Annotated in this window: 18 protein-coding genes; 7 read left to right on the plus strand and 11 right to left on the minus strand. The window is 69.3% G+C overall.

Annotation, left to right across the window (positions count from 1 at the left end):
- Positions 1-19 precede the first annotated feature (19 nt).
- The 4 genes from CFK41_RS17265 to CFK41_RS17280 form a co-directional block, all read right to left on the minus strand.
- A complete protein-coding gene (locus CFK41_RS17265; RefSeq protein WP_169928863.1) occupies positions 20-1,417 on the minus strand; it encodes an MFS transporter in 1,398 nt (465 codons plus the stop codon).
- 121 nt (positions 1,418-1,538) lie between these two features.
- Complete coding sequence (locus tag CFK41_RS17270; RefSeq protein ID WP_096800796.1) at positions 1,539-2,963, minus strand: APC family permease; 1,425 nt, start codon at positions 2,961-2,963, stop codon at positions 1,539-1,541.
- 151 nt (positions 2,964-3,114) lie between these two features.
- Positions 3,115-3,753, minus strand: coding sequence for a response regulator (locus CFK41_RS17275; protein ID WP_096800797.1), 639 nt, complete (start codon positions 3,751-3,753; stop codon positions 3,115-3,117).
- Positions 3,750-5,021 carry an ATP-binding protein gene (locus CFK41_RS17280; protein WP_096800798.1) on the minus strand — a complete coding sequence of 424 codons (1,272 nt, stop codon included), beginning with the start codon at positions 5,019-5,021 and terminating at the stop codon, positions 3,750-3,752. The genes CFK41_RS17275 and CFK41_RS17280 overlap by 4 nt, the downstream gene beginning before the upstream one ends.
- A 131-nt stretch (positions 5,022-5,152) precedes the next feature.
- Between CFK41_RS17280 and CFK41_RS17285 the strand changes: the two genes are divergently transcribed.
- Together CFK41_RS17285 and CFK41_RS17290 are read left to right on the plus strand one after the other, a co-directional pair.
- Positions 5,153-6,229 (plus strand): ABC transporter permease, encoded by a 1,077-nt coding sequence (locus tag CFK41_RS17285; protein ID WP_096800799.1) that lies wholly within the window; start codon positions 5,153-5,155, stop codon positions 6,227-6,229.
- Positions 6,230-6,234: 5 nt separating this feature from the next.
- Positions 6,235-6,981 (plus strand): ABC transporter ATP-binding protein, encoded by a 747-nt coding sequence (locus tag CFK41_RS17290; protein WP_096800800.1) that lies wholly within the window; start codon positions 6,235-6,237, stop codon positions 6,979-6,981.
- A 188-nt stretch (positions 6,982-7,169) separates the two neighbouring features.
- Here CFK41_RS17290 and CFK41_RS17295 read toward each other — a convergent pair whose 3' ends face one another.
- From CFK41_RS17295 to soxR, 3 genes are all read right to left on the minus strand, one after another.
- Complete coding sequence (locus CFK41_RS17295) at positions 7,170-7,799, minus strand: HAD family hydrolase (protein WP_227873136.1); 630 nt, start codon at positions 7,797-7,799, stop codon at positions 7,170-7,172.
- 266 nt (positions 7,800-8,065) lie between these two features.
- Entirely contained in the window at positions 8,066-8,695 is a 630-nt protein-coding gene (locus CFK41_RS17300) for a superoxide dismutase (protein WP_096800801.1), read from the minus strand.
- Between the two features lie 202 nt (positions 8,696-8,897).
- Positions 8,898-9,374 (minus strand): redox-sensitive transcriptional activator SoxR, encoded by a 477-nt coding sequence (soxR, locus tag CFK41_RS17305; RefSeq protein ID WP_096800802.1) that lies wholly within the window; start codon positions 9,372-9,374, stop codon positions 8,898-8,900.
- A 69-nt stretch (positions 9,375-9,443) separates the two neighbouring features.
- On the opposite strand from soxR, the gene fdxA reads away from it, so the two are divergent.
- The 3 genes from fdxA to CFK41_RS17320 all read left to right on the plus strand — a co-directional run bounded on the left by fdxA (position 9,444) and on the right by CFK41_RS17320 (position 10,643).
- Positions 9,444-9,773, plus strand: a complete 330-nt coding sequence (fdxA, locus tag CFK41_RS17310; protein ID WP_096800803.1) for a ferredoxin — start codon at positions 9,444-9,446, stop codon at positions 9,771-9,773.
- A gap of 97 nt (positions 9,774-9,870) precedes the next feature.
- Complete coding sequence (locus CFK41_RS17315; protein ID WP_096800804.1) at positions 9,871-10,263, plus strand: MerR family transcriptional regulator; 393 nt, start codon at positions 9,871-9,873, stop codon at positions 10,261-10,263.
- Positions 10,264-10,352: 89 nt separating this feature from the next.
- On the plus strand, positions 10,353-10,643 hold the full coding sequence (locus tag CFK41_RS17320) for a DUF4287 domain-containing protein (protein ID WP_096800805.1): 291 nt from the start codon (positions 10,353-10,355) through the stop codon (positions 10,641-10,643).
- Between the two features lie 15 nt (positions 10,644-10,658).
- Here the strand turns inward: CFK41_RS17320 and CFK41_RS17325 are convergent, their stop codons facing one another.
- A complete protein-coding gene (locus CFK41_RS17325; RefSeq protein ID WP_096800806.1) occupies positions 10,659-11,279 on the minus strand; it encodes a LysE family translocator in 621 nt (206 codons plus the stop codon).
- 161 nt (positions 11,280-11,440) lie between these two features.
- Here CFK41_RS17325 and CFK41_RS17330 point away from each other — a divergent pair, with 161 nt between their 5' ends.
- Positions 11,441-11,869: an Lrp/AsnC family transcriptional regulator gene (locus CFK41_RS17330; RefSeq protein ID WP_096800807.1), complete on the plus strand. Its 429-nt coding sequence runs from the start codon at positions 11,441-11,443 to the stop codon at positions 11,867-11,869.
- A 4-nt stretch (positions 11,870-11,873) separates the two neighbouring features.
- On the opposite strand, the gene CFK41_RS17335 is transcribed toward CFK41_RS17330, so the two are convergent.
- Together CFK41_RS17335 and CFK41_RS17340 are read right to left on the minus strand one after the other, a co-directional pair.
- A complete protein-coding gene (locus CFK41_RS17335) occupies positions 11,874-12,263 on the minus strand; it encodes a barstar family protein (protein WP_096800808.1) in 390 nt (129 codons plus the stop codon).
- Positions 12,264-12,307: 44 nt separating this feature from the next.
- On the minus strand, positions 12,308-12,937 hold the full coding sequence (locus tag CFK41_RS17340) for an SDR family NAD(P)-dependent oxidoreductase (protein WP_096800809.1): 630 nt from the start codon (positions 12,935-12,937) through the stop codon (positions 12,308-12,310).
- A 156-nt stretch (positions 12,938-13,093) separates the two neighbouring features.
- On the opposite strand from CFK41_RS17340, the gene CFK41_RS17345 reads away from it, so the two are divergent.
- Complete coding sequence (locus CFK41_RS17345; RefSeq protein ID WP_096800810.1) at positions 13,094-13,528, plus strand: hypothetical protein; 435 nt, start codon at positions 13,094-13,096, stop codon at positions 13,526-13,528.
- Positions 13,529-15,343: 1,815 nt separating this feature from the next.
- Here the strand turns inward: CFK41_RS17345 and CFK41_RS17850 are convergent.
- A complete protein-coding gene (locus tag CFK41_RS17850; RefSeq protein ID WP_151904796.1) occupies positions 15,344-16,402 on the minus strand; it encodes a hypothetical protein in 1,059 nt (352 codons plus the stop codon).
- Positions 16,403-16,621 lie beyond the last annotated feature (219 nt).

Below are 16,621 nucleotides of genomic sequence, written 5' to 3' on the forward strand. Positions count from 1 at the left end.
GACCCGAACGGCCGACCCCTCACGCCGCCCCACCCCAGGCTGCGTCCGCACCGGCGTCCCCGATCCCGGGGGCGCCGGTGCTCCGTGTGCGGGCGGCGACGAGCACGAGCAGCACCGCCACGACGGTGAGCACGAGGTACACCAGCACATAGGCGCCCTCCGCGCTGCGCCCGAGGGTCAGCAGCGCCGCCATCACCGCCATGGTGCCCGCGATCGCCATCGACTCCCCCGACTGGAGGGCGGAGCTGTACGCCCCCTGCAGCGCGGGCGGGGCGAGGTCCAGGGTCGCGGTCGAGGTGCGGGAGGAGGCGACCCCCATCCCCGCTCCGAGCAGGATGTACGCCGGCACGATCCCTGCGATCGGGACCAGGTGCGCGGCGACCAGCAGAGCGGCGAGCGGCCCGAGGGCCACGAGCGGGGCGGCGAGCAGGATCAGCCGACGATGCTCGGCCAGCCCCCCGGGGCGGCGGGCCTGGAACCACGCCCCGGCGGCCCAGCCCAGGGCACCCACGGCGATGATCAGCCCGGCGGTGGTGGGGCTCAGCCCGCGCTGGGACTGCAGGTAGAGGGTGAGGTAGGCGCCGGTGACCCCGGAGAGCAGGCCGAACCCCGCGCGCAGCGCCACCAGCTGCTGGGCGGCCCCGCGCAGGCGCAGGGTCCCCGGGGGCAGCAGGCGGCGTGCCACGGGCAGCAGCGCACCCAGCACGATCACCACCGCCACGGGGCCGAGGAGCCCCGGCAGCTGGGCGGAGAGATGCAGGAGCAGCAGCAGGCTCGAGGCGGCGAGGGCGAGCACGCCCTTCGCGCCGAGGATCCGTTTTGGAGCGCGGTCCATACGGTCGACGGCTCCCGCCGAGGCGGTGCGCAGCAGTCCCAGCAGCGCCAGGCCCGAGCCCACCAGGAGCGCCGCGAACACGGTCCTCCAGGAGGTGAGCTGGGCGAGCAGTCCCGCTCCCACCGGTCCCACCAGGGAGGGCAGCAGCCAGGCAGTGGTGAGCAGGCCGAACATCGCCGGCCGCACCGCCGCGGGAAGGGTGCGCGCGATCATCACGTACAGCACCACCGAGTCGATGCCGCCGCCCACGCCCTGCAGCGCCCGCCCAGCGATGAGCACGACGGGCCCGGGCGCGGCCGCGCACAGCGCGAGCCCCAGCAGGAACAGCGCGCCGCCGACGACGAGCGGCGGACGCGGTCCGCTGCGATCGGACCAGGTGCCCCCCACCACCATGCCCGCGAGGGAGGTCGCGATCGCCGCCGCGAACGCGAAGGAGTACCAGGCCGTCGCGTCCAGCTCCGCCATCGCGACCGGCAGCACCGTGGTCACCGCGAAGCTCTCGGTCGCGATGAAGGTCATCAGCCCCAGCGCGCTGAGGATGAACGGGGCCGACGCCCTCGTCCACAGACGGGGAGCCTGCATCGGTGCAGGGAGACGGGTCGATCGCGGGCTGGAGTCCATGGGCGGGCCTTCCGGGGAGAGGTGTCGGAGGCAGTCAACGACCTCAAGCTCCCTTGAGGTCAAGCCCCGCCCGCATCCCCGGTCAGCCGCGCCCGGCGGAGCCCCCGTCGGCGTCAGCGGAGACCACCGGGTCAGCCGACCCACCAGCGGAGACGCCTCGCGGCGGCAGCACCATCCCGAGCACGAACGCGAGCACCAGGACCCCCGCGCACACGATCGCGGCGACTCCGCCGCCCACCATCATCGGGAAGTTCAGCAGCGAGATGCCCAGCACCAGCAGCAGTCCCGCACCGCCCAGCGCCGTCGCCGCGAGCACTCCGCGACCGGCCGCGCCGCCGCCCGGGCGCAGGCCGAAGCGCACCACGGCGAGCGAGGTCAGCGCCATCATCAGGATCACGCCCACGGCGCCGAGGCCCGAGTACCAGGTGTAGATCTCCACCACGGGGTCCAGCTGCGCGAGCCCCGAGGCGAGCACGATCGCGGCGGTCAGCGCCGTCACCCATCGGGAGGCGCGCGAGGGGGCCCGGTGCCGCGGGTGGGCCTCGCCGAGCGCGCTGGGCAGCACGCCCCGCCGACCCAGGGTGAACAGGTACCGGGTGACGATGGTGTGGAAGCCCAGCATGCAGGCGAACATGCTGGTCACCACGAGGACCTGGGTCACGTCCCGCATGATCGGGCCGACGGTCTCCCCGGCGAGCGCCACGATCACGCCGTCGGGGTTCTGCTCGGAGGCGGCGAGCGCGCTCCCAGCGCCGAGGCCGGAGATCACCAGCCATGAGGAGACGGTGTACAGCACGCCGATCAGCAGCACCGCGATGTACGTGGCCCGCGGGATCGTGCGCAGCGGGTCCTTCGCCTCGTGCCGGAACACGGCCGTGGCCTCGAAGCCGAAGAAGCCCAGAAAGGCGAACAGGAGCCCCAGGCCGGGGGCGCCGGAGAGCGCCTCGACGGGGCTGAAGGGCTGCGCCGTGAGCTCACGACCGGAGGCGAGCACGCCCACGTCGATGACCACCACGGCGAGGATCTCGAGCACCAGCACGGCCCCGAGCACCTTCGCGGAGAGGTCGATCGAGCGGTGGCCGAGCAGGCCCACCACGGCGATCATCACGCCCGAGATCAGCCACCAGGGCAGCTCGATGCCGGTCCACAGCGCGAGCAGGTTCCCGGCCTGCACCCCGAGGTAGCAGGTCATCGACACGGTGAGCAGCACGTAGCTGAGCAGGGCGACCGCGGCGGTGCCGAGCCCGGCGCGGCGGCCCAGGCCGCGGTCGACGTAGGCGTAGAACGCGCCGGCGTCCGGGACGTGCGGGGTCATCCAGGTGTAGCCCACCGAGAACAGCAGCAGGATCAGCGTGGCGCCGAGGATCATCAGCGGGGCGCCCACGTTCCCGGACTCCAGCAGGATCAGCGGGAAGTTCGCCACCACCACGGTGATGGGTGCCGCCGCGGCCACCACCATCAGCACGATGCCCGCCACCCCCAGCGAGCGTGTCAGATCCGTGGTCATGCCGGCGCCTCCTCCTGGGACGGCACCCGCGCGCCGCCCGCTCCGCTCCCGCCCGGTGGCGGGGATCAGCGCTCCACGGTAGGGGTCATGGCCCCTTCCGCGCCGAGCTGTCCAGGGCGGAGACGCTGGTCAGGGCGTGGATCCTCTCCGGTCAGCGGATCAGCCGGCGCTCCCGGGCCACGCGCAGCGCCGCGGTGCGGCTGTCCACGCCGAGCTTGTCGTAGAGGTGCACGAGGTGGGTCTTGACCGTGGACTCGGAGATGAACAGGCGCCGGGCCACCTCGCGGTTGGTGGCGCCGCTGGCGAGGGCCTCGAGGATCTCCGCCTCCCGCGGGGACAGCGCCGTGCCGGGGCTGGTCATGCGGGCCACCAGACGCTGCTGCACCTCCGGGGAGAGCACGCTGCGGCCCGCCGCGGCCTCCTGCACCGCGGCGATCAGCGCCTCCGTCGGGGAGTCCTTCAGCACGTAGCCGGTGGCGCCGGCCTCGAGCGCGCCGACGATGTCCGCCTCGGCGTCGAAGGTGGTCACGGCGAGGACCTGCACCCCGGGGTGCTCGGCGCGCAGGCGCCGGGTGGTCTCGATACCGTCGAGGTCGTCGCCGAGGTTGAGGTCCATGAGCACCAGGTCCGGGACGCCGTCGCCCGCGGCGAGCCGGTCGAGGGCGGCGAGGGCGTTCTCGCCGGAGTCCACCTCGGCGAGCACCTCCACGCGGTCGTCGGTTTCCAGCAGCGCGCGCAGCCCGGCGCGCACCACGGGGTGGTCGTCCACCATCATCACGCGGATGCTCATGCGTCCTCCGAGGTCAGGGGGTTCCGGGCGGCGTCTTCGCCGGTCACGAGGGGAAGGGTCAGGGCGACGGTGGTGCCCTCGCCGGGGCGGGAGTCGATGGCCACCGTGCCGCCGGCGCGCGCGATCCGGGAGCGCAGCAGGGCCAGCCCGTCACCGCCGCTGCGGCCGGGGCGCACCGCGGCGGGGTCGAAGCCGGTCCCGTCGTCGACCACGTCGAGGGTGACCCGGTCGGGCCACCAGGCGAGGGTGAGCACGCAGCGCTCCGCCTCGGCGTGCTGCACCACGTTGGCGAGCAGGGACTGCGCGGCCCGCTGCATCGTCTCGACGAGCTCCGGCGCCGGCCGCTGCGCCTCCCCGTCGGTGCGCAGCTCGAAGCGGGTGGGGGCACCGAGCCCGTCGGCGCGCTCGACGACGATGCGCAGCACCTCCTCGAGGCCGTCCTGCGGGGCACGGGAGGCGAGGTCGCGCACGAGGCCGCGGGCGTCGGCGAGGTTGGCGCGGGCGGTGTCCTCGATGCGGGAGAAGTCGCCCTGCGCCTCCGGGTGCGCTGCGGCGGCGGAGCGGCTCATCAGCACGATCGAGTTCAGGCCCTGGGCGAGGGTGTCGTGGAGGTCCTGGGCCAGGCGCTGGCGCTCCTCGGCCACGCCCTTGCGCCGCTCGGCGGCGGCGAGGTCGGCCTGGGTGGCGCGCAGGCGGGCCACCAGGCGGCGGTTCCGCTCGGACTCCTCCAGCAGCCGACGCCACACCGTGTGCGCGACCAGGGAGAACACGGCGCCGACGAGCGGCCCGAGCACCTCCCCGATGCCGAGGGTGTCCTGGGCGCCGACGGCGAGCGGAGCGAGCACCGCCCACAGCGCCACCGCGAGCAGGACGAGCGGGCCGGCCAGAGCGCCCAGCGAGAACAGGACCAGGAAGAACAGCGGGAAGGCGAGCCACACGAAGGCGGAGGAGATCAGCGTCGCCGCGACCCAGGCGGCGAGCAGCGCGATCACCCATCCGCGCGAGGGCAGCAGCAGGTCGGTGGTCCCCACGGCCGCGGGGTCCCGTCGGCGGCGGGCGAGGGCGGTGCCGGTCCCGTAGATCGCCGCGACCAGGGCGGCGAGGCCGAGCGCGAGCGGCAGCGGCACCTGCTCCACCGTGTGGGCCCGCAGCGCGCCGAGGCTCAGCAGCACCGCGAAGGCCAGGTGCATCGCCCCGCGCAGGATGGTGGCGAGGGTCGCGGGGGCGGCGGAGTCCCGGGGATCGACGGCGGCAGGATCGGAGCTCACCCGGCCACTCTAGGTGCGTCGGCGCGGCGGCGGCATCGTCCGAAAGGTCCATCGCGGACCGGTCCGTCCGGTGCCCGGGGCGGTCCTCCGGGGCCGATGTGCCCGGGCGGGATCCGCGAGGGAATGGAGCCATGTTCGTAGCACTCAGAGACATCCTCCACGCCAAGGGGCGCTTCACGCTGATGATCGGCGTGATCGCCCTGCTCACCCTGCTGCTGGTGCTCCTCACCGGGCTCACCCGCGGCCTCGCCCACCAGAACATCTCCGCGATCGAGTCGCTGCCGGCCGACGCGGTCGTGCTCACCCCCACCCTCGGGGACGAGATCTCCTGGAGCGACTCCCAGGTCTCGGCCGACCAGGCCGCGACCTGGCAGGACGCCCCCGGGCTCGACACCGAGCCGCTCTCCGTCGGCCAGATGCGTCTGGAGGCCGACGGCGCCGTGACCTCCCTGGCCCTGTTCGGCATCACGCGCGACGGCCAGGTCGCCGCCGGCCTTCCGAAGGCCCCGGCCGAGGGCGAGGCGCTGCTCCCCGAGGACATCGCCGCCGATCTCGGCGTCACCACCGGGGACACCGTCACCGTCAACGGCCAGGACCTCACGGTCGCCGGGACCGTGCCCACCCAGTGGTACTCGCACTCCCCCGTCGGCTACGTGCACGTGGACACCTTCCGCGCGCTCGCCCACCAGGCGGAGGACACCGCGGGCTCCGCGCTGCTGGTGCGGGAGGACGGCGCCGCGGACGATGCGCTCGAGGCGGCCGCCGAGAAGTCCGGCACCCGCGCCGTGAGCGTGTCCGAGTCGCTGAAGGCACTGCCCTCCTACTCCTCGGAGAACGGCTCGCTCACCCTCATCCAGGGGTTCCTGTACGGGATCTCCGCGCTGGTCACCGTCGCGTTCCTGTCGGTGTGGACCATCCAGCGCACCCGCGACATCGCCGTGCTGCGCGCCCTCGGGGCCGGTGCCCGGTACGTCCTGCGGGACACCGTGGGCCAGGCCGCGATCCTGCTCGCCGTCGGAGCCGCCGTAGGCGGTCTGATCGGCGCAGGCGGTGGTGCCGCGCTGAGCACCGTCGCCCCGTTCGAGTCCTCCCCCGTCACCGTGCTGATCCCCGTCGCCGGGGTGCTGGTGATCGGGCTGCTGGGCTCCGTCCTCGCCACCCGGCGCGTCACCCGCGTCGATCCGCTGCTCGCCCTCGGAGGGAACTGACCACCATGACCACCACCGCTGCCACCACCGACCGCACCGCCACCCCCATCGCCCGCCCCGCCCTCCAGCTCGAGGGCGTGAGCGTGACCTACCCGGACGGCCGTCACGCCGACGGCACCCCCCGCACCACCACCGCCCTCGCGAAAGCCGATCTGGCGCTGGAGCGCGGCGAGTTCGCCGTGGTGCTGGGCCCCTCCGGCTCCGGCAAGTCCACCCTGCTCAGCGTCTCCGCGGGGCTGGTCGTCCCCGACACCGGCCGCGTGCTGATCGACGGCGTCGACCTGGCCGCGCTCGACGAGAAGCATCGCACCGAGGTGCGCCGCGACCGGATCGGCGTGGTGTTCCAGCAGCCCAACCTGCTGCCCGCGCTGACGGTGCGCGAGCAGCTCATGGTGGGAGCGCATCTGGCCGGGCTCCGCGGCCGACGCCTGCGGGCCACGGGCGCCCGGGCCGAGGAGCTGCTCGAGCGGGTCGGCATGGAGCGCTACGCCTCCCGCCGCCCCCACGAGCTCTCCGGCGGTCAGCGCCAGCGGGTCAACATCGCCCGCGCCCTGTTCACCGACCCGGCGGTGCTGCTGGTGGACGAGCCCACCAGCGCCCTGGACCACGAGCGCTCCCGCACCATCGTGGACCTGCTGGTCGCGGTCACCCGGGAGCTGTCGGTCGCGACGGTGATGGTCACGCACGACGAGGAGTTCGCCGAGGACGCCGACCGCGTGATCACCCTGCGCGACGGCCAGGTGCAGCCCTAAGGGCGGTGACGGCGGTGTCGGCGGAGCGGCGGGGGCCGGTCGGTTCCGGCCGGGATCTGCCGAGCACCCCCTGTCGGCCGCTGTTCCCGGCAGGCGCACGCCGCTCGCCGAGGACGCGCCCGGGCACAGAGAACGCCGCCGGCAGGCTGCGGGTCCGGGCCGCTGCCGCCGACGGCGTGCCGGTGACACTAGCGCGCCGCGGGCTCCTCCGCGACCTGCCCGAGCAGAGCCGTCGTCGCCGCGGATCCCGCCAGCCCGCGCAGCAGTGGCAGGAGCTCGGCGGGGTCGACGATCGTGTGATCGGGGACCTCGTCAGGATGCTCCGGAGTGCGGGAGTAGCGAGGGGTCCAGGCCATGTGGACGCTGATCATGCCCATCCGGTTGGCGCCGGCGATGTCGCGGGCGAGGTTGTTGCCCACCATCACGCAGCGGGCGGCATCCTCCGGGTCGAGGTCGAGGGAGCCCATCGCCGCCTTGAACATCCTGGGGCTCGGCTTCCGATGACGGACGGCATCCGAGCAGGTCAGCGTCTCGAACAGGTCGAACACGCCGGAGGGCTCGAGGAGGTTCTCGAAGGAGCGCAGGCGGCCGTCGGCCACGAGCGCCACGCGATGGCCCGCGGCGACGAGGTCGCGGACCATCTGCTCCGCCCCCGGCGTGAGCTCCCCGCTGAGCACGATCCCGTCCTCATGGACCTCGGTCGACTCGTCGACGAGCGTGTCGCCGCAGTCCAGCAGCACGATCGGGAGGTCGGCGGGAGCAGCCGGTCGTGCCTGCGAGTCACGGCGGGGCTGGGGCATCGGGTCGTCCTGGTTCACGCGGCTGTCCTCATCGACGGAGCGGTACGGGGTCTGAGCACCATCCTGCCAGGGCATCCGCGCCCCGCCCTTGTCACGGACCGGCCTATAGCGACGCGAACTGGCTATATAGCCACCTCACGTCGCAATACGCCATCCCGCGACACCACCCGGACAGCCCTCCGGCCCGCACCCCCTGCATCAGGGGGCACGGGCCGGAGGGGGCGGGATGCAGCCCGCCAGGATCAGCCCGCCAGGATCAGCCCGCGAAGATCAGACCATCAAGATCAGACCGACGGGATCACGAGGCCCGACCCGGTGGACCGCGCCGCCTCGAACCGCGCCTGGACATCCGCCCAGTTCACGATGTCCCAGATCGCCTTCACGTAATCAGCCTTCACGTTCTGGTAATCCAGGTAGAACGCGTGCTCCCACATGTCCAGCTGGAACAGCGGGATCGTCGCCACCGGCACACCGTTCTGCTGATCGTAGAAATGCTCGATCACCAGGTTCCCACCGATCGGCTCGTACGCCAGAACAGCCCAGCCCGAACCCTGGATCCCCAGAGCCGCCGCCGTGAAATGCGCACGGAAACCATCGAAGGACCCGAAGAACTCATCGATCGCCGCCGCCAGCTCGCCGGTCGGCTTGTCGCCGCCCTCGGGCGAGAGGTTCTTCCAGAAGATCGAGTGGTTCGTGTGACCACCGAGGTTGAACGCCAGATCCTTCGAGAACTGGTTCACCGTCGCGAAATCATTGTTCTCACGCGCCGCGGCCAGCTTCTCCAGCGCCGTGTTCGCACCCTTCACATACGTCGCGTGGTGCTTGGAGTGGTGCAGCTCCATGATCTTCCCCGAGATCGAGGGATCCAGCGCGCCGTAGTCGTAATCGAGATCAGGAAGCGTGTACTCCGCCATGGGATGTCCTTTCGTCGAACGGTCCCGGCGGCCTCCGCCGGGTCGATGACTCGACCATAGGACCTCAAGCACCCTTGAGGTCAAGCCCTGCGTCATCCGGGATCACGAATCCGCCGACGCACCGCGACGAACCCACCGGACCGCACACCACCGAGAGCCCCGGCACAGCACCCGACGCCCCCGCCCCGCGCGGGCCCACCGCTCAGAGCTCCCCCTCCTCCTCGGGGATCTCCGCCAGACGCCGGGGACCGGGACCGGCCTCGGCGAGGGCGTCGTCGGGGTTCAGCAGCGCGCAGGCCTTGAGCGACAGGCAGCCGCAGCCGATGCAGCCGGTGAGCTCGTACTCGAGGCGTTCGATCGCGCGACGCCGCTCCTCGAGCTTGGCCTTCCAGCGACGGGAGGCCTTCTGCCACTCGGCATGGGTGGGGGTGCGGTCCATCGGCACGTCGCCGAAGGCATCCTTCACATCGGTGAGAGGTATGCCCAGGCGCTTGGCCACGGAGACCAGCGAGACGCGACGCAGCATGTGCCGCGCGTAGCGCCGCTGGTTGCCTCCGGTGCGCACCGACCCGATGAGCCCCAGCTCCTCGTAGTAGCGCAGCGCCGAGGCCGCGACGCCGGTGCGGGCGCTCATCCCCCCGATGGTGAGCAGCTCGTCGGGTTCATGCGGTGCGTTCACGACACCCTCCTTGACCTCAAGTGCGGTTGAGATCCTACGCTCGTCGGAGCCAGCCAGGAAGGACTCCCCGTGACCTATGTGATCGCCCTGCCGTGCGTGGACGTCAAGGACCGCGCCTGCGTCGACGAATGCCCCGTCGACTGCATCTACGAGGGCAGTCGGATGCTCTACATCCAGCCCGACGAGTGCGTGGACTGCGGGGCCTGCGAACCCGTCTGCCCGGTCGAGGCGATCTTCTACGAGGACGACACCCCGGACGAGTGGGCCGAGTACTACACGGCGAACGTCGGCTTCTTCGACGAGCTCGGAGCGCCCGGCGGCGCGGCCAAGATGGGCGTGATCGACAAGGACCACCCGATCATCGAGGCCCTGCCGATCCAGCCGAACCCGCTGGACTGAGCCCCGCACGCAGTCTCCCCTCCTCACATCGATGTCAGGGGCACGACACACCCCTGACCTGCACGCTCATCAGGGGCCGGAGCCGTAGAGTTCCCCCATGACCGCTGTTGACACCGCTGTGAGGCCCTCGCTCGAGGGCCGATGGAGCATCGGCGAGCTCGCCGCTCGCACCGGTGTGAGCCCCCGCTCCCTGCGCTACTACGAGGAGCAGGGCCTGCTGACCCCGCATCGCACCGCCGCCGGGCACCGCCGCTTCGACGCGGAGTCCGTCGATCGGGTGCTGCTGGTCCAGCGCCTCTTCGCCGCCGGCCTCTCCAGCCGCGACATCGCACCCGTCCTGCCGTGCCTGCTCGCCCCGTCGGCGGAGAACGGTGCGGAGATCACGGCGCTGAGCGAGCATCGCGCCCGGCTGGGCCGCGAGATCGCGCGGCTGCAGGACACCGCCGAGATCCTCGACGAGGTCATCGAGGAGATCGCCCCCTCGAGCTGATCGGCCCGCCCCGGGAACATCGCGCACTCCGCGCAGTACGGTGCTCCCATCGAGCGCCGCGCGGCGCTCCCCTCCGGAGAGGAACGACGATGTCCTTCCAGGCCTATCTCGACGCTGTCGAGGACACGTCCGGGCTCACGCCGCGGGCGCTGCTCGAGATCGCGCAGTCGCGCGGGTACGACGACCCCTCGGTGAAGGCCGGGGTGATCCTGGACTGGCTGAAGACCGACTACGGTCTGGGCCGGGGTCACGGGATGGCGATGGTGCACGTCATCAAGAAGGGACCGAGCATCGATGCGAAGCACGTGGACTCCGGCGGCTCCCACAGCGATGCCTCGGACACGCTGTGGCTCGACGGGAAGGCCACGAAGCCGGCCTGACCTCGCCGGCCCAGCTCACTCCCGTGCGACGCCGACCAGGAGGAGCACTGCGAGCGCTCCGTACACGGTGCCGGCGGCGCCGTCCAGGGCCATGCGGACCCGCGGCCGGGACAGCACGGCGTCGCGGAACAGCCCGGCGGCGCTGCCGATCGCGAGGTCGGCGGCGAGTCCGGTGAGCTGGAGCAGCAGGCCCAGCATGAGGATCTGCGCGAAGGGCCGATCCGTCGTGGTGCCGAGGAACTGGGGCAGGAACGCGACGAAGAACAGGGCGATCTTGGGGTTGGTGATGTTCACGAGGAAACCGCGCCGGAACACGTTGGGAACGGTGTGCACGTCGGCGATCTCGGCGCCCGCGTGGCGCCAGGTGGTCGCGGCGAGCACGAGCAGGTAGGCAGCGCCGGCGATGCGGATCGCGTCCAGGGCCGACGGCAGCTGGGTCAGCGCCACCCCGAGCCCGGTCGCGGCGAGGAGCACCCAGACGGTCATCGCGGTGGTCACCCCGAAGGCGCCGCGCACGGCCGCGCCGCGGCCCTGGTTGATGCCGGTCGCGATCATGAAGGCCATGTCCGGGCCAGGGGTCACCAGGATGACTGCGACCGCGAGCAGGAACGCGGGCAGGACGGACACATCGAGCACTTCTCGCCACCTTGCACATCAGCGGGAAATACTCCCGGAACCATGCCCTCACCTGGGCCAAGAGGGACTGTAGAGACTGTCGATGCGGTGCCGCAATCGGCGGGATGCGGCACATCGGCGCGTTGCTCCCGCACTCTGCTGAGCGGCAGTACGCTTTCTGCGTGCTCGACGACCTGGACTACCGACTCATCGCCCTTCTGCGCTCCAACAGCCGCACCCCGGTGGCGGTCCTGGCGCGCGAGCTCGGCATCAATCGCTCCACCGTCACGGCCCGGATCGACCGTCTCGTGGACTCCGGGGTCATCGAGGGATTCACGATCCGGGTGAGCAGCGACGTCGAGGAGGACTCGGTGCGCGGCGTGATGCTCGTGGCGACCGAGACGCGCAGCAGCCACGACATCGTGCGCGAGATCCACGGCTACCCCGAGATCGAGGACCTCCACTCCACGACCGGCACCTGGGACCTGGTGATCCAGCTGCGCGCGCGGAACCTCGCCGAGTTCGACCGGGTGCTCGAGCGCATCCGTGCGATCCCCGGCGTGCGCTCCACGCAGACCAGTCTGCTGTTCAGCTCGTTGCGCACCGGGTGAGCCCTCAGGCGAGCACGAGCTCGATCCTCGGATGCTCGGCGAAGATCTCCAGCACGGTTTCGAAGTAGGTGGGGCCGCCCTCGGCCTCGAGGCGGTCGAGCCGCTCCTGGAACAGCGTCGCGCTGAAGGTCCCCGGCTGCTCGAGCTTCGCCCGGAGGTACTCGCGGGTGGTCTCGAGGCCCAGCGCCTCCCGCACCCGGTGGTGGTCGCTGAGCACCACGCGGGCCCCGTCGTGGCCGTGCAGCGCGCCGTAACCGCCGTGCAGGAGGTCGTCGAGCGCATCCAGGCTCTGGCCGAGGCGCCAGTCCTCACCGACCATGAACACCCGGTTCAGCTCGTCGTACAGGCCCCGGATGTCATGGATGCGGGAGCCGTCGAGGGTGAGGGTGAGCATGGGGCCATCCTGCCGGACCGGCAGCATGACCCCGATCGGCCACCTCAGGAGGCGCCGAGCAGATCCGTCATGCGCGCGTAGAACGGCGCCGGATCCTGGCTCAGGGACTCCTTGACCATCGCGCTCCACTCGTCGACGACGACCTCGATCCGGTCGTCGAGCAGGCCGTCCATGGAGCGGCGCGGCACCTCGCGGGGGTCGATCTTCGGTCCGTCGTAGCCGGCGGCGATGTCGGTGTCCGCCGCACCGAGGAAGACTCCCTGGACGAGCGTCCCCTGGCCGGCGAGCTCGAGACGCACCCCGTTGGTCATGTTCCACTCCGCGGCCTTCGCGGCCGCATAGGACCCGGCGCCTGGCGAGGCGAACCAGGACAGCGCCGAGAGCACGTTCACGATCGCTCCGCCGCCGCCCCTCGCGAGGATCGGGGCGAAGGCGCGGATCACCTCGAGGGTTCCCCAGAAGTGGGTGCCCATCTCCCGGCGGATCTCCGCGAGATCCCCGGTGGACAGCCGGGCACCGGTCGAGATGCCCGCGTTGTTGACCAGCAGTGTGACCTCCTTCGCCGTCTCGGGAAGCGATGGATGACTAAGGCCCGAAGAGGGCGTAGCCGGGCGCAGCCCGGCTGGGGAGCAGCACAGCTGCTCCGGGGGAATGCATGACGAGCGACAAGTCAGCGAGCAGCAGAGCTACTCGAGGACGAGTGACAAGCAAAGGAGCAGCACAGCTGCTCCGGGGGGAAGCTCGAAGAGCGACAAAACGTCGAACCACTACGAGAAAGCAAACCTACGATGATCTTTGCAACCAACACCCGCAATAAGTACGCACGTTGCATGCGCCCCTTCTCCGAGAAGCTCACAGACGCGACGATGTGGAACGCGAACTTCAAGATGGGAGTTCTGGTCGGCCTACTGTGCCCCAAGTGCCAGACCCCGGAAGAGTTCCTCGAGGCCGAGACCAACGCTGCCGAGCTCGCGGACGCCGAGCTCGTGGGCTTCCGCTCGCTCGATCCAACGAAGCGCGCCGAGCTAATCATCGAGATGATCGACAAGAGCGCGCACAGCGTCATCGACAAGCACCGCAGAAAGGCGGAGCGTACCGGAAGGACCCGCGTCCGAGTTGATGTCCAAGCTTGGGCTGCGGAAGCCGCTGCGGGCGTGCCCGTCATCCAGGGCCAGTCCGAATCCTTCATGGCTCACGCGCGCGAGATCGCAGCCGAGTACATCTCCGGGGCCCTCAGACTGGTGGCGCATGCCGAGAAGGCCTAAGAGCGCCGCCCACGCCTGCGGTCTGAGCCGCTTTCACAACGCAGGCACTCGATGACCGCAGGCGTCGCTCCCGCCCCCCGGTCTGCACTGTAGAACCCAACGCAGCAGGCCGATCCGGATCTGACACATAGCACCACCGCTGACACCATCGGGCCACGCCGCACAAGACGGAGCAGTCGATGTGCGTATATGCCACATCGTGAGCGGCCTACGGGTCGACTCGCCTCACCAGAGATGACACCGACCCCACCGCTGAGTACCGGTCATCGAGTCAAGCGGGCAAGAACCTTTACAGGAACTAACTAGTCAGAGCAAGTCGCGAATTCCTGCCAGCCACACACGAGCAACATAATACATTAAAGGATCGTTACATGCCCCTTACTCTTCCAGATGAAGCGCTTCCGAAATTCTCCGTCGCCACGCTTGACCGCACCAACCCCGCCCACATGTGTAAATGGATCCATGAGGTCTCCAGAGACTGGACCCTCATGCGAGAAATCAATGAGGCGTCTCGTAGTCAGCGAGCGGCCACCCCAGCCCAGCTCGAACCGTTCGTTTCACTCGATCTGGGCTCAGCTTTATGGGCCGCGGCATCACGTACTACGCCCTTAGGACGACCAACCAAGTTGCAAGTTCGCTACTGGGCTGGGTGGTGCCTCGCCGCCGGCTGGGACCCAAGAGACGACAGCATTGCCGAGGCTATCGGAGATGTTTTGATCTGGCATGTGCTGCTTGAGATCGAAATCCCCCACCCTGAGCGCCTCAGAAACACTGGATTCCGGGTGGCGAGAGAACGTCGCGCGGCCAGCGGAGGGATTTGGCACTTCGAGGATCACTCGGAATATCGGGAAGAAATGTACGAGCGCCGTGATTTCATAGATGATGAGGGAGCCTCTTGGAGGATCTGGTATGACTCGTTTGGGAGCGCTGACTTTAAGCTTCTCCACCCCTCACCGCAGAGGTGTCGGACCTGAGTCTCCGAGGCACCCCAGCACTCGGCGGTGATCGCACTGACGGCAGATCCAGATGCGGTGCCCAGGGGCGAGGGTGTCGCTGCGGCAGCTGCAGGCGTGCCAGCCCACCAGGTGCGCTATGGCCCCACATTGCGGGCAAGGCGTCGGTGACTGCTGGACCCAACCATCGCTCGTGCGGATCAGTGGCGGGATGACCTTCAGCCCGTCGTGCTCGTGGATCATCTCGCCCGCCGTCATGCGCTCAGTGTGCGCCGGTGGTCCGACAGGCAGAACGAAGCCCCGAGGGGGGTGGCCCTCGGGGCTTCGTCAGTGCTCAGGCGGCCGCTCAGCGATTCTTCACGGCCATCTCGCCTGATTACGACGGCACGCTGGGGCGAACCTGCGAACGATGTACTTGGGAAGTACCCCGCGCGTTCCGGACTGACAGAAGAGAGGCGACGATTACCAGTGCAACGCCAACGGGCACACCGATTGCCACTCCGCGAATGCCCGCATCCCCGAAGAATATGCCAGATCCAAACACGATGAAGTCGAGGCCCATCACCACGAGTGCAAGACAGGAGAGTAGAAGGAGGGTCACTGGCCGCCTACGTCCAACGACTCCCAGGAGTGCACAGACAGTCACGGCAACGAGCACCACACCGACAATCATCGGCAATGGGTCGGCATACCCCAGAATCATCGGGGAGAACCAAGAGTGATTCTCCACAAAGACCTCTCTACTCACAGGGGATGCCATGAACTCCACTCGGTAAGTAGGCAACACCGCAATCGCCAGCGCGGAAAGGCTACCCGCGAGAGCGACCCAATCGAGAACCTTGCTGGGCATCCGAGCCCCCATCTACTTGATCCAGAACTTCGTGTTCGAGCCGACGAGCGCGCCAGCGAGCACGACCTTCGAGTACCCCGAGTAACCATAGTGGACGATGGCGTCGCCATTCTTGACCAAGCCAAATGCGACGACAGCGTGATTCGACTTTTTGGTCCCCGACACGTTCGGGAGGCTACCGAAAAGAAGAACCGGATGGTTGGCGTTAATCTGTGACTTGACGTTCGTGTTGCCCCAATTATAGTAACAGTTGACTGCGACCTTCTGGGTTGTGGCATTTTTGCCCAGCGCTCGCACCAGATCGGGAGCCCACGACGAGTTACGCCCATTAGCGATCTTCTGGAGATGAGACGCAAAGTTGGGGGACGAGGTCAAATTGGTTCCGGAACGATACGCCTTCGGCAGAAGCCCCTTGCTGGTGATACGCGCGTGCCAATAACGAGTCAGAATGCTTCCGGCGACCCAGCCACAGGTGCCCGTGGAATTCTTGTAGACCCTGGACGATGTCACGAGGGACGAGGATGTTACCAGCTTTTTGACAGCTCCAGCCTTGGGCGGAACCGGCTTAGCCATTGGCCGCACCTGTCCCGGCTCGCTCGACTCCTCCGGTGACTTCTGATTCGCGGAGTCAAAGTGGCGTGACATAGCCGAGAACTCCGCAGAAGCAACCTGGACAATCTTGCGGTCCGTCACCTCTCCGTCGAGAACATTTAGCGCTCGCTGCTGCCCAATCGAGTAGAACTGGCCGGGGCCCTGGTACATGCGGTCACCCCCGCCGGTCAAACGGAAAGGACTCGGGGCGATGTCGGAAAATTCCAGATAACTCTCGGAGGTGGGGTCAACGACAGCATACCCGCCCTCCCCGAACTCCCAGCACTCCAGTGGATTCTCTGAATGCGCGTTAAGCGGAGTCACATTAAACAAATCAGGGGATGAGCCGAGCATCGACTCCCCGAGCACCCACCGCCAGTCACCCGCATCAGGTGTGAACTCGTCTCGCGGCCCCTCTGCACGAGCAATCCCCCCGCCTAACATCACTGCGCCTGCAGCAGTTACGGAGGTGGTCAACATGCTTCTACGCGTAATCATTGAAGGTCCTCATCGTCGAAGGCGATATATGGCGCTAATGCAAATACGTCGATTCGACGGGGACCGTCGAGACCCCATCCCCCCCCGTGGGCTGAGACTAGCGCATGTTCTCGTCATGCACGTTGATTTCATGCACGTTGACCTCCTCTCGGAATTTTCAGGGAAGAGAACGAAGCCCCGAGGGGGTGGCCCTCGGGGTTT

The sequence above is a fragment of the Brachybacterium ginsengisoli genome, from assembly GCF_002407065.1.
In the GTDB taxonomy this organism is placed as follows: domain Bacteria; phylum Actinomycetota; class Actinomycetes; order Actinomycetales; family Dermabacteraceae; genus Brachybacterium; species Brachybacterium ginsengisoli.